Genomic DNA, 12277 nt, shown 5'->3' with positions numbered 1-12277 from the left:
GAACCGGCCCCTGGAATGCGAATGCCGGGTGGGGTTACCACTCCACCTCGGCCATCGTGCAGTTCAGGCCCGAGCCGATGCCGAGCAGGGCGATGCGGTCGCCCTTCTTCAGCTTGCCCAGTTCCTTCAGCTTGCTCAGCACGATCGGCACGCTGGCCGGGCCGATGTTGCCGTGCTCGGTGAAGATGGTCATGACCTTCTTCGGGTCGATGCCGAACGACTTCACGAACGCCTGCGTGTGCGGGCGGCTGACCTGGTGGATGACGAACTGGTCCAGTTCGTCCACCGCCCAGCCCAGTGCGATCTTGGCCGCGGCGAAGGTCTTGGTGGCCAGCTTCATGCCCTCGATCAGCAGCATGCGGGTGTCGGTGACCATGCGGTCCAGGTTGCCGCGGCAGAGCTTGTTCCACTCGGTCGCCGAGCGGGTCACGCCACCCTTGTAACGCGGGGCATCCGGCGCCAGCTCGCGGCGCGTCATCACCATGGCCACGGCACCGCAGCCCAGGGTCAGGGCCGCCAGCTCGTCACGGAACTGCTGCTCGGTGACGTCCGGAGCGTTGAGGCGCTCGATGGTCTTGTCGTAGACGAGGTTGGCGGTCTCGCCATCGACGACCAGCGCGTAATCGATCTCGCCGCGTTCCAGCATGCGGGCGGCGATGTCCATGCCGTTGATGAAGGCCAGGCACGCATTGGTCACGTCGAAGGTCTGGCAATGGTCGCTGACGCCCAGGTTGCCGCAGACGATGCTGGCCGTGGACGGCTCCAGGTAGTCGCGGCTGACGGAGGTGTTCACCACCAGGCCGATCTTGTCAGCGCCGATGCCGGCGTCGAGCAGGGCCTTCCGTGCCGCCAGCGTGGCTGCGTCGGAGGCCTGCACATCGTCGTCCCACAGGCGGCGGGCATGCACGCCGGCGACGTCGTTCAACACGTCGGTCTTGATGCCCAAGCGGTCGAGCGTGGGCTGGAGGCGGGCGTTGATCTCGTCGGACGTCAGCGTGTGCGGCGCATCGATATGCGCCAGTCCCGCGATGGAGACATTCTTGAAGAGCATCGAGGTTAGCGCCAAGGCTCAGGCAAAGGGGGCCGACAAGGGTACTCACTTCCCGCCTTCACCGCATCTTTACGCAGGATCGCCCTGGGCGCGCGCCATCCTGAACAGTGACGCACGTCACATTTCATCGGCCGCAACGGAACGCGGCGAAACGCTGCTCGCCGTTGGCCGGATCGCCCAGGGGCTGCAGGGTATCGGCCTGCAGGCCGGGGGCCTCGTTGCGGGCCAGGGTTTCCAGTTCATCGCGCACCCTCAGGGCGTTGCGCTCATAGAAGGCCACGCTGTCCTTGACCGATACCGATACCTCGCCGCGCTTCTCGCAGCCGGCGGGAACGGCGCCCGCGCCGACCACGCGGACATCCCGGGCGGTGGGCGCCAGGTGCACCCAGGTGCAGGCGGACAGCAGCACGGTGGAAGCGGCGGCAAGCAGGACGAGTCGCATCGGGATCACCTGGAAAGGGGAGTCGCGGCCATTCTGGCCCACGCGGGATGAATCGCTCCGGGCACGCGCACCGCCCCCCGCGAGGAGGAGCGGTGCCGTTCGGGCCTTACGGCTTCTGTTTGCCGTCGGCATCCAGTTCCACCGCTTCGCCCAGCTGCAGCGCGCGGACCGATTCGCCGACCTTGGACAGGTCACCCACCACCACCCAGGTCAGCGCGGACGGCGACAGGGTGGATGCCGCCCTGGCCACGTCGGCCGCGCCGATCGCTTCGTTGCGGGCCTTGTACTGGACGATGTAGTCGTCCGGCCGACCGTAGCGCTGGTTGGTGGCGATCTGCCCCAGCACTGCGGAGGCGGTTTCGTACGCGCCCGGCAGTTCCAGCGTGTTGGCCGCGCGGATCTTGGCGATTTCCTCCGGCTTGGACGGCGCCTGTCCGGTGGCGAACTGGCTGATCTCCTTCTGCAGCTCCTTCATCGAGTCGGCGGTGCGGTCGCTCTGTACTGCGGCGCTGGCCCACCACGGGCGCTGGCCAAGCGCATTGCGGGCACCGCTGTACGAGCCGTACGCCCAATGCTTGTCCTCGCGCAGGTTCATGTTGAGGCGGGAGCTGAACTGCCCGCCCAGCACGCCGTTGGCGAAGTCGAAGTCGATGGTGCCGGCGTCGCCGGTGGGCGGCACCAGCTGGGCCGCGTAGACGTTGGACTGGATGGCACCCGGCTGGTCGATCAGGAACACGCGCGGCTTGGTGGCGTTGGCCACCTTGGGCACGGCCGCCAGCTTCGGGGCGTTCGGTGCGGCCTTCCAGTCGCCGAGGCGGGCTTCCAGCAACGGCACGATCTGCGCCAGCGTGGTATCGCCGACCACGGTGATGCGGGCCTGGTCCGGCTGCAGCCAGTCACGATGGAATGCGGCCAGATCGTCGCGGGTCAGCGAGGCGATCGATGCCTCCGTGCCCGAGCCGGTGAACGGGATGGCATACGGATGGCCGGCGCCGTACAACAGCGGCGGCAACGTGCGCAGCGCGGCGGTCTGCGGACGCGCCTTCTCCTGCTTGATCCCGGCGATCCAGGTGGCGCGCACGCGCTCGATCTCGGCCGGGGCGAAGGTGGGGCGACGCAGCACATCAGCGAGCAGGTCCAGCGACGGGTCCAGCTTTTCGGTCAGTGCCGACAGGCCCACCGACGCACTGTCCAGGCCAGCGCTCGTGGTCAGTTCCGCACCCAGCGCTTCCTTGCGAGCGGCGAAGTCCAGCGCGCCGTACTCGCCCGCGCCTTCGTCCATCATCTGCAGCGCGAAGCTGGCGGTGCCCAGCTTCTTGCCGACATCGGCGGCGTAACCGCCGGGGAACTCGACGCTGATCTGCACCACCGGCGTTTCATGCCGCTCGGCCAGCGCGACCTGCATGCCGTTGGACAGGGTGGCGCGCTGCACGGCCGGGAATTTCAGGTCCGGGAACGTCGCGGTCTTCGGCACGCCCTGGCTGCGGTCCACGTCGGTCTTCACCGTCTTGAACTTCGGATCGACGTTGGGCGTGGGGGCCGGCTGCGTGGCGGGCGCGGCGAACACGGTTTCCGGCAGGGCCGAGGCGGGCGTCTCGCTGGGCTGCACGAGGATGGTGTGCGAGGCCCCCGTCAGCCATTTCCTGGCCACGGCCTGCACCTCGGCCGGCGTGGCGTTGGCGAGGATGTCCAACTCTTCCTTGTAGCAATCCGGCGTGCCCTGGTAGACGGCGCACGAGGCCAGCACGTCGGACTTGCCGCCGAAACCGCCGATGCGCTCGATGCCGCGCACGAACGCCGCGCGCCCGGAGACCTTGGCACGCTCCAGCTCTTCGGCTGTCGGGCCCTGGGTGACCAGGCGCTTGAGTTCCTCGTCCAAGGCCTGTTCGACCTTGGCCGGCTCCACGCCTTCCTTCACGGTGGACATCAGGAAGAACGTGCTGCTGATCTCGCTGCTCCACTGGAACGCGCTGGCCTGGTCGGCGATCTTGTCGCCGTGCACCAGGCGGGTGTCGAAGCGCGAGGCCGCGCTGCCGCCCAGCACCTGCGCGAACAGGTCCAGCAGGGTGGCGTCCTTCGTGCCCATCTCCGCCACTGGCCAGGCGCGGTAGACGCGCACCTGCGGCACGCGGTCGGGGATCGTCTCGCGGGTGTCGCTGGCGTGCTTCGGGATGTTGGTTTTCATGTCCGCCAGCGTGGCGCTGGCCGGGATGTCGCCGAAGTAACGGGTCACCTTCTCCTTGGCGGTGGCCACGTCGATGTCGCCGGCCAGCACCAGCACGGCGTTGTTGGGGCCGTACCAGCTGCGGAACCAGGTCTTCACGTCAGCCAGCGTGGCGGCGTCCAGATCGGCCATGGAGCCGATGGTCTGCCAGCTGTAGGGATGCCCGGCCGGGTACAGCGCCTCGAACATGCGCGCGAAGATGCGGCGGCCATAGGGCTGGTTCTCGCCCTGGCGCTTCTCGTTCTGCACCACGCCGCGCTGCTCGTCGAGCGCCTTCTGGTCGATCGCGCCCAGCAGGTGGCCCATGCGGTCGGATTCCATCCACAACGCCATGTCCACGGCGGTGGTGGGCACGTTCTGGAAATAGTTGGTGCGGTCCTGGTTGGTGGTGCCGTTCTGGTCGGTGGCGCCGACCAGCTCGAACGGGGTGAAGAACTCGCCGTCATGGTTCTCGCTGCCCTGGAACATCAGGTGCTCGAACAGGTGCGCGAAGCCGGTGCGGCCCGGGGTCTCGTTCTTGCTGCCCACGTGGTACCAGACATTCACCGCCACGATCGGCGCCTTGCGGTCGGTGTGCACGATCACGCGCAGGCCGTTCGGCAGGGTGAACTCTTCATACGGAATCACGACGTCCGCGCCCGCCGGCTTCGCATGCGTCGACGCCGGCGCGTAAGCCAGTCCCCCGAGCGCGGCGGACAGGGCGATGGCGAGCAGGGCGGCGCGGGGCCGGCGGGAAAGGTGCATCGGACACTCCTTTGAATACTGAATGGGCCTGGAGAACCCCCGATGCTAACCGCCGCCCGCGGTCATTACACTAGGCCACAAGCCATGACGAATGGCCCATCCGCCGCCCCGCCGCGGCCCGCCAATCCTGTTGTGCGGAGGTGCCATGGACCGCAAGCACTGCCTGGTAACCGGGGCCAACCGTGGCCTGGGCCTGGAACTTGTCCGGCAGCTGCTGGCCCGCCACTGCCACGTCATCGCGACCTGCCGGCAGCCCGGCAAGGCCACTGCGCTCAACAGCCTGGCGGGCGAGTACCCCGGCCGCCTGCATGTGCTGCCGCTCGACGTTGCCGACGCCCGCAGCCGCAACCAGCTGCTCCACGAGGTATCGCTGGTCACCGATGAAGAACCCCTGCACCTGCTGGTGAACAATGCCGGCGTGTTGCGCGGCGGCGAGCGTTTCGGCCACGTGACCGCTGCCGATCTCGACGCCAGCTTCCATACCAACGCCGCCGGCCCGTTCCTGCTGGTGCAGACGCTGGCCGCGCGCCTGGCCGAAGGCGGGGTGGTGGCCAATATTTCGTCCGAGGTCGGATCGATCGGGCTTCGGCAGGAATTCCGCACCCCGAGCTATGCCATCGGCAAGGCCGCGCAGAACATGGCCACCTCGCTGTTGTCCCAGGCCCTGGCTGCACGCGGCATCACGGTCGTCGCCCTGCATCCGGGTTGGGTCCGCACCGACATGGGGGGCGACAACGCAGCGCTGTCCGTGCAGGAGTCCGCCACAGGGCTGCTTCACGTGATCGACCACCTCGGCGCAGAAGACAGCGGCCGCTTCCTCGACTGGCAGGGTGCTTCGCTGCCTTGGTAAAGCTGAATGCCGGCTGCGCCGGCGCCGGTGGACCGCAACGGTTCCTGGTTGAACGGCATCCAAACCAGAACACACCGCATTGACCGGGATCGGGCCCAAGCGGCGTGTTCGCAGTCACAACGCACACCCAGGCGCGTCCTGTTGCATGCAGGACGGACACCCGGGCGGACATGCACTCGGACACCGGACACGCAGAACAGAAGCCTAAAGCCCTATTGGATCAATAACTTGTGATTGGCACGGTTTCTGCTCTACCCATAACGAGCCTTCCGCTGTCCGACGTCAACCTGACTGAAACCTGAATCAGCTCACCGAAACGAACGGTTTTGCTTGATCCGTCTGTCTAGGTGTACTACCTTACTACCACACCACACAACAACATCACTACAGAGGCATGACAATGAACACCAAGAACCTCCTCCCGCTGACCGCCGCCGCCGTGTTCGCCCTGTGCGCCGGATCCATGGTCGTTTCCGCCACCCACGCCGACAACAACCGCAACACCGCCGAAGCCACCCACATCGTCAACCTGCCCACCGTCACGGTGAAGCCCGATGCGGCCGACCTGGCCCACTACCTGACCTACAAGGACACCAAGATCGTCGATCTGTCCACGGTCACCGTGAAGCCCAGTGCCGAAGACCTGGCCTACTTCGTTGCCCAGCAGGCAGTGCGCGTGGTCGACATGCCGGTGGTCACCGTGCGTCCGTCCGCCGAGGACATGCAGCAGATCGCGGTGCAGGCGGGCGTGCTGGCCGGCCAGCTGGCTTCGCGCTGATACGCAGGCAACACACCACGCTCCACCTGCGTTTTCACGCAAGCCGGCAGCCGCCGGAGTTCCACCGCACCACATGCCCGTGAGGCCATGCAGCGCCGCGTAGAATGCGCGCCATGACCGACACCCTGGACATCGATGTCCTGCTGTACCAGCCGGAAATTCCCCCGAATACCGGCAACGTCATCCGCCTCTGCGCGAACACCGGCGCGCGGCTGCACCTGATCGAACCGCTCGGGTTCGCATTGGAAGACAAGCAGCTCAAGCGCGCCGGCCTGGACTACCACGAATACGCCACGCTGCAGGTCCACGCGTCGCTCGAAGCGGCCCTGCAGCACGTGCGGCCCACGCGCCTGTTCGCACTGAGCACCCGCGGCACCCTCCGTTACGATCAGCCCGCCTATCAGCCCGGCGATGCGTTCCTGTTCGGCCCCGAGACCCGTGGCCTGCCACAGGAGGTACTGGACGGCCTGCCCGAACAGCAGCGCCTGCGCCTGCCGATGCGCCCGCAAAACCGCAGCCTCAACCTGTCCAACACGGTGGCCGTGGTGGTGTTCGAAGCGTGGCGGCAGGCGGGGTTCGGCGGAGGCGCGTGATCGCGCGCAGACTGTCGCCATGACCCGTCCTGCCACGCCGCCGCCATCGCCACCCTTCGAGGTCGCCCGATTGCTGGATACGGCCACGGTATCGGTGCGCGAGGTCTGCTGCCGCGGCGAGTGCCGGCATCGCAGCGGCGAGGAATGTACGAACGCGACCCACCTGGTGTTTCCGTACCGCGGTGTCTACCTGCGCCATGTCGGCAGCGCCCAGACTGTCGCCGACGCCAACCATGTCCTGTTGTTCAACGCCGACGAGGACTACCAGGTCAGCCATCCCGTTGCCGGCGGTGACGCCAACCTGGTGCTGCAGCTGGCCGAACCCCTGCTGCGCGAACTCTCGCCGGTGACGCAGATCCGTAACGGCGGACGCGCCGCGTTCCGCCATCAGGCGTTGCGCATCGACGCGCGCGCGCAGGCGCTGGTCGCCCTGCTGCGGCATGCATTGCGGCAGGGCGGGATAGAGCCGCTGGAAGCGGAAGGCCTGGCGCTCACCCTCGCCTCGCGCAGCCTGGGTCCCCGCACCGCGCACGTCCCCGGCGCCACCCGGGCACGGCAGCGGCTGGTCGATCGCGTCAAGGTGCTGCTCGCCAGCGATCCCGGTCGGCGCTGGACCTTGGCAGACATCGCGGCCGACACCGGCGGTTCTCCCGTCTATCTGACCCAGGCGTTCCGGCAGGTCGAAGAGATGCCGCTGTACCGCTACCAGTTGCACCTGCGGCTGGCGCGCGCACTGGATCTGCTGAAAGGCGACGGCGACCTGTCCATGCTCGCGCAGGACCTCGGTTTCTCCAGCCACAGCCACTTCGCCGCCGCGTTCCGGCAGACCTACGGCCGCACGCCCAGCGCCTTCCGCGCGCTCACCCGCCGACCTGCCGCAACCGGCTAAAGATTCCGACAGCGCCAACGCTGCCCGCATGGTTTCCTGCGCCTGCCCGATCCGGGCTGCCCAAGGAACGTGTCATGACCGAACAGACCTGCGCTGCCTGCGACTACCCGCTGGACGGCGGCGCCATTGAAGTCACCCTTGGCGGCCGTACCGTTGAGGTGTGTTGCGAGGAATGCGCTGCCAGGCTGCGCGAGGCCGGCGCCGACGCCGATGCGGCTGCCTGACGTGCACAAGGCTGCCCTGCTGGTGCTTGCCGTCATGCTGACGGCAGGCACCTGGCCTGTCCTGGCGAAGACCCTCCTTCCTCCGGGGGCGGAAATGCAGCTGCGCGCGATCCATCATCGCCACGTCGCGGCCCATCGCGTGCCGGACCCGGCGTTCCTGCATGCACTTGCCGCGCCGGACCTGCTGGTGATCGACAGCGACGGTCAATGGCTGGACCGGGCCGCATTTCTCGCATCGCTGCCCACCGCATCGCCCTTGGCGGACGTCGCCTACGACGAAGTGCAGGTGCGCATGTTCGGCACGGCCGCAGTGGTGCACGGCACCCTCCTGGGCCATCCGCACACAGGCGATGCACGGCGGGTGCGTTGCACCGATGTCTATGCGTGGCGGGAAGGGCGCTGGACATGGGTGCATGGACAGCGCACGCGCATCGCGAACGCCGTTGCTGCCCCCGCATCGATGCAGGCGCCCCCCTCCGCGCCATCGCGGTGGCGTGGCTCCGATCCCGTCGGCGACGATGCCACCGTGCTGGCAGCCTTGAACGAACAGTACGTGCAGGCTTTCCGCGACGCCGATGCGGGCTGGTACGACGCGCATCTGGCGCCGGACTATCGGGTCGTCTCCGGCGACGGCTCGCTGCAGGACCGTGCCGCCGCCCTGGTCTATTTCGCCAAGCCGGTGTTCGCTGAAAGCATCGCCGCGTTTCCGCTGGACAAGGTGCGGATCAACCGCATCGGGGAGCTCGCCTTGATCCATGCCGAGAACGCCTACACGCTGAAAGACGGCCGCCAGGGCATCAACCGCTATACCGACATCTGGATCAAGCGCGCCGGGCGCTGGTGGTGCGTGGCGGCGCACATCACCGTGCACACTCCACCCGCGTGACCCTGTCCTCGCAGAACGCTACGCGAACCGCGCCAGCCCGTAGGGTGTCAGCGGAATGTCGGTCGCTTCGCCCGCCATCATCTGGTCGAGCAGCCGTCCTGTTACCGGGCCCTGCGTCAAGCCGAGATGGCCATGCCCGGTGGCGACGAAGATGTCCTCGCCCGGCACCCGATCGATGATCGGCAGCGAATCCGGCGTGCATGGCCGATTGCCCGCCCATTCGGATACCGGTTCAGTCGTTATGCCGGGGAACAGCTTGCGCGCCTCGGGGTCGAGCCGGCGGATCAGGTGGTAATGCGGGTCGCGGCCCAGCGCCGTCAGCTCCTTGATGCTGGTCATGCGGATGCCGGACTGCATCGGCGACACCACCATGTAGCGCTCCGCCCACAGCGTGGGCCGACGCACGATGACATCCTTCTGCGGATACATCAGGTGGTAGCCGCGTGCGGGAATCACCGGGATCTTCACCCCGAACGGACGCAGCAGGGTGTTGCTCCAGGCGCCCGCGGCCACCACCACGCGGCCGGCATGCACCGCGCCATGATCGGTGTCGAGGCGATAGCCGCCGTCCTGGCGCAGGATCGCCGAGACGCTGGCGATCAGCGGCGTCGCGCCGCGCGCGCTCAGGTGATTGAAGAGGCGCCGGCAGAAGTCCCCGGGGTCGCGCATCGCCAGCGATTCGCGCTGGAAGACCGCCCGCTGGAAGCCCGTGCCGATGCCGGGTTCGAGCTCACGCAGCTGGTCGGCGTCCAACACGTCGAACGCCACGCCGCGGTCACGCATCAGGCCACGTTCCCATTCGCCCTTCGCGAAGCTGGCCTCCTCGCTGTAGACGTGCAGGTAGCCGGTGTGCGCGATGAGGTCCTGCGCGCGGATCCGCTCGCCCAGTTCGAGCCACGCCGAGCGCGAGGCGGTATTGATCGCACTCAACGCATCGATGATCGGCAGCACGTGCTCCATCCTGCCCTGGTCGAGGAACTGCAGTAGCCAGCGCGCGTAACTCGGGCTGACGCCCCAATCGAGCTTCAATGGCGCCAACGGATTGGCGAGCATCCGCAGCGCCTTCATGACGATGCCGGGCGTGGACTGCGGCATCACGTTGCCGACGGAAATGGAGCCGGCGTTGCCGAACGACGTTTCGCCAGCGGGTCCCTTCGCATCGATCAGCGTGCACGACAGCCCGCGATCGAGGAGATGGTGGGCCGTCGACAGGCCGACAATGCCGCTGCCGATCACCGCGACATCGGTGGTGCGCGGTGCAGGGGAGGAAAGGGAAGCACTCATCGGATCGGAACGTCGTAGGCGGTCTTGGGGGAGGGTTCGGGGCGGAAGGTGTAGTGCCACCATTCCATCGGATAATTATGGAACCCATGCCGCGCCATCGCCTGCAGCAATTGGTCGCGGTTGCGTCGCTGCTCGTCGTCCAGTTGCGGATGCGCGGTATTGGCGCGCGGATCGAAGAAGTCGAACGGCGTACCCATGTCCAGTTCCGTACACGCGCCACCGTTGCAGCGCACGAGCGTCAGATCCAGCGTCGCGCCCCGGCTGTGCCCCGAGGACTCGGCGATGTAGCCATCGAGCAGGCGCGCCTTGTCCAGGTTCGGGTAGTACGCCGCCTTGGTGCGCTGGTCGGCAGGGTCGCGTGCCCAGGCGACGAAGTGCTTCACCGCGCGTACCGGGCGATAGCAGTCGAACACCTTCAGCGACAGGCCTTCGCGCTGCACGTCCTGCTGCACGCGGGCGAGCGCCCGTGCGACCGGTGCCAGCAGCAGGCACTTGGGCGCGTCGTAACCGGCGACCGGCGCGCCCACGAAATTGTCCTTGCCCGCATAGCGGATTTCCTGCTGCAGACCGGGCACGACCGTCGCCGCATCGACCAGGTCCGCCTGCGCTGCTTCCTGTGCCGGAGACACCTGCACGCCCGGCGCGGAAGCGCAGGCGCCGAGCAACGGAAGCGCACTCAACAGGAGCAGCGCCATGCCTCGCACGTCAGCGGCAGGCCTGCGTGCGGTGGAAATCGAGATCGGCATAGTCGTAGCTGAAGTCTGCTTCGGGGTCGACGTGCGACAGTTTAAGCCCGGCATCGCTGCCGGCCTGGGCTGGGGCGAAGTGAAGCCACGGCTCGGCATCCACGCTGTCATCATCCCAATCCACCAGCCAGCGCTCGTCCACCCGCATCACGGTACCCGTGAGCATGGGTGAGCGCGCCGCGGAAAAGCGCACGCGATCGCCTGTCGCACACAAGGTCACCTCACCGAACCAGGGGTCGCGGTAATGTCCCATCCACGGCGCCATCGCGCGCGCCGTCGCGCGCGTGCGATGCCCCGTGTCGGGCTTGGGCTTGGTGGCCCGCTCACCGGTGCGCTCCTTGTCCAGCAGCGCCGCATAGTGCGCGACGGTGGGCGATGTCCCTGGCGCGGTGAAATGCTTGGTGAGCACCTGTCCCAGCACCGTCCGCGCGGCCTCGCCTTCGCCATTGATCAGGATGACGATGCCGGTGCGCTGGTCCGGCAGCAGGATCACCGAGGAGTACATGCCTGCGAGGGTTCCGGTATGCGCGACCTTCCAGACCCCATCAACGTCGGACAGGCGCCAACCGTAGCCGTAAGCGGAGAAATGGCTGTTGTCCCAGGCACGCATGCGCGCGCTCACGGGCATCGGCATATGCGCGGTCCACACGGCCTTGCGCTGCGCGGGCGACAACCACGCCGGGGTACGCTCCGGCGACAGCCACATGTCCATCCACACCAGCATGTCGTCGAGGCTGCAGCGGATGCCGCCGGCCGCCATCGAGGTGAGATCCGGCACTACCTCGGCGTCTTCTCGGATGACACGATTGCCCTGCGCGGTACGCATGTGCGGTTGCGCCACGTTGCCGACCTGCGCACGGTTCCACTCCCCCACTTGGCACCGGTGCATGCCGAGCGGCTGGAACAGTTCGCGCTTCACCAGTTCTTCGTAAGAGGCGCCGCCTGCCGCCGCTGCGACCTCGCCGGCGACGACGTAGAGCAGGTTGTCGTAGGCGTAGTTGGCGCGGAAGCTGTGCGTCGGCTTCAGGTGCGCCAACCCGGCGATGATGTCCGCACGGGTGAACCGGTTGGGCTCCGGCCACAGCATCAGATCGCCCGCACCCAGGCCCAGGCCGCTGTTGTGGATCAACAGGTCGCGCACCTGCATCTGCTGCGTGACCCACGGATCGTGCATGCGGAACTGCGGCAGGTACTTGGTGACCGGGTCGTCCCATTTCAACTTGCCCGCGTCGACCAGGCGCGCCAGCACGCCTGCGGTCATCGCCTTGCTGTTGGAGGCGATCTTGAACAGCGTGTCATTGTCGATCTTCCCGCCGCCGCCGGCGCGTACCTCACCCAGTGTGCGCGTGTAGACGATCTTGCCGTCTTCGATGACACCGACCGCAAGACCGGGCAGCTGGTAGTGCTCGAAGGTCTGCTCCACTGCCGCATCGAAGGTTTCGTTGCCGGGCGCGGCATGCGCGAGCGGCGCGACCAGGGCGAGACAGACGAGAAGATGTTTCATGGCGTGGCTCAGGGCTCCGCGGAATCGCAGGCGAGGCATCCCGCATGCAGGCGGGCCGCCAC

The 12277-nt window shown here is 67.5% G+C and carries 12 protein-coding genes; 6 read left to right on the top strand and 6 right to left on the bottom strand.

All coding sequences use genetic code 11. The annotated features are described in order from the left end of the window. Positions 1 to 34 precede the first annotated feature (34 nt). From IB223_RS00315 to IB223_RS00305, 3 genes are all read right to left on the bottom strand, one after another. A complete protein-coding gene (locus IB223_RS00315) occupies positions 35 to 1051 on the bottom strand; it encodes a 3-oxoacyl-ACP synthase III (RefSeq protein ID WP_142122995.1) in 1017 nt (338 codons plus the stop codon). Positions 1052 to 1175: 124 nt separating this feature from the next. Further along, complete coding sequence (locus IB223_RS00310) at positions 1176 to 1493, bottom strand: DUF4156 domain-containing protein (protein ID WP_192199720.1); 318 nt, start codon at positions 1491 to 1493, stop codon at positions 1176 to 1178. A 106-nt stretch (positions 1494 to 1599) separates the two neighbouring features. Next, complete coding sequence (locus IB223_RS00305; RefSeq protein WP_192199719.1) at positions 1600 to 4461, bottom strand: pitrilysin family protein; 2862 nt, start codon at positions 4459 to 4461, stop codon at positions 1600 to 1602. A 145-nt stretch (positions 4462 to 4606) separates the two neighbouring features. On the opposite strand from IB223_RS00305, the gene IB223_RS00300 reads away from it, so the two are divergent. From IB223_RS00300 to IB223_RS00275, 6 genes are all read left to right on the top strand, one after another. Beyond that, positions 4607 to 5311: an SDR family oxidoreductase gene (locus IB223_RS00300; RefSeq protein ID WP_192199718.1), complete on the top strand. Its 705-nt coding sequence runs from the start codon at positions 4607 to 4609 to the stop codon at positions 5309 to 5311. A 400-nt stretch (positions 5312 to 5711) separates the two neighbouring features. Then, positions 5712 to 6089 (top strand): hypothetical protein, encoded by a 378-nt coding sequence (locus IB223_RS00295; RefSeq protein ID WP_192199717.1) that lies wholly within the window; start codon positions 5712 to 5714, stop codon positions 6087 to 6089. A 113-nt stretch (positions 6090 to 6202) separates the two neighbouring features. Next, positions 6203 to 6682 (top strand): tRNA (uridine(34)/cytosine(34)/5-carboxymethylaminomethyluridine(34)-2'-O)-methyltransferase TrmL, encoded by a 480-nt coding sequence (gene trmL / locus IB223_RS00290; RefSeq protein WP_192199716.1) that lies wholly within the window; start codon positions 6203 to 6205, stop codon positions 6680 to 6682. A 19-nt stretch (positions 6683 to 6701) separates the two neighbouring features. Then, positions 6702 to 7571 carry an AraC family transcriptional regulator gene (locus IB223_RS00285; protein ID WP_192199715.1) on the top strand — a complete coding sequence of 290 codons (870 nt, stop codon included), beginning with the start codon at positions 6702 to 6704 and terminating at the stop codon, positions 7569 to 7571. A 74-nt stretch (positions 7572 to 7645) separates the two neighbouring features. Beyond that, positions 7646 to 7795, top strand: coding sequence for a hypothetical protein (locus IB223_RS00280; RefSeq protein ID WP_192199714.1), 150 nt, complete (start codon positions 7646 to 7648; stop codon positions 7793 to 7795). Continuing rightward, positions 7782 to 8681 carry a nuclear transport factor 2 family protein gene (locus IB223_RS00275; protein WP_192199713.1) on the top strand — a complete coding sequence of 300 codons (900 nt, stop codon included), beginning with the start codon at positions 7782 to 7784 and terminating at the stop codon, positions 8679 to 8681. The genes IB223_RS00280 and IB223_RS00275 overlap by 14 nt, the downstream gene beginning before the upstream one ends. Positions 8682 to 8699: 18 nt before the next feature. Here the strand turns inward: IB223_RS00275 and IB223_RS00270 are convergent, their stop codons facing one another. From IB223_RS00270 to IB223_RS00260, 3 genes are read right to left on the bottom strand one after another with little or no spacing between them, the layout of a single operon-like run. Next, entirely contained in the window at positions 8700 to 9965 is a 1266-nt protein-coding gene (locus IB223_RS00270) for an FAD-dependent oxidoreductase (RefSeq protein WP_192199712.1), read from the bottom strand. After that, on the bottom strand, positions 9962 to 10660 hold the full coding sequence (locus tag IB223_RS00265; protein ID WP_192199711.1) for a M15 family metallopeptidase: 699 nt from the start codon (positions 10658 to 10660) through the stop codon (positions 9962 to 9964). The genes IB223_RS00270 and IB223_RS00265 overlap by 4 nt, the downstream gene beginning before the upstream one ends. A gap of 10 nt (positions 10661 to 10670) precedes the next feature. Beyond that, positions 10671 to 12215 (bottom strand): serine hydrolase, encoded by a 1545-nt coding sequence (locus IB223_RS00260; protein WP_192199710.1) that lies wholly within the window; start codon positions 12213 to 12215, stop codon positions 10671 to 10673. Between the last annotated feature and the right edge of the window lie 62 nt (positions 12216 to 12277).

Source organism: Pseudoxanthomonas sp. PXM03 (assembly GCF_014852005.1).
GTDB lineage: Bacteria > Pseudomonadota > Gammaproteobacteria > Xanthomonadales > Xanthomonadaceae > Pseudoxanthomonas_A.
The sequence above is the reverse complement of the archived record's forward strand: the minus strand, read 5'-3'. Positions and strand labels throughout refer to the sequence as shown.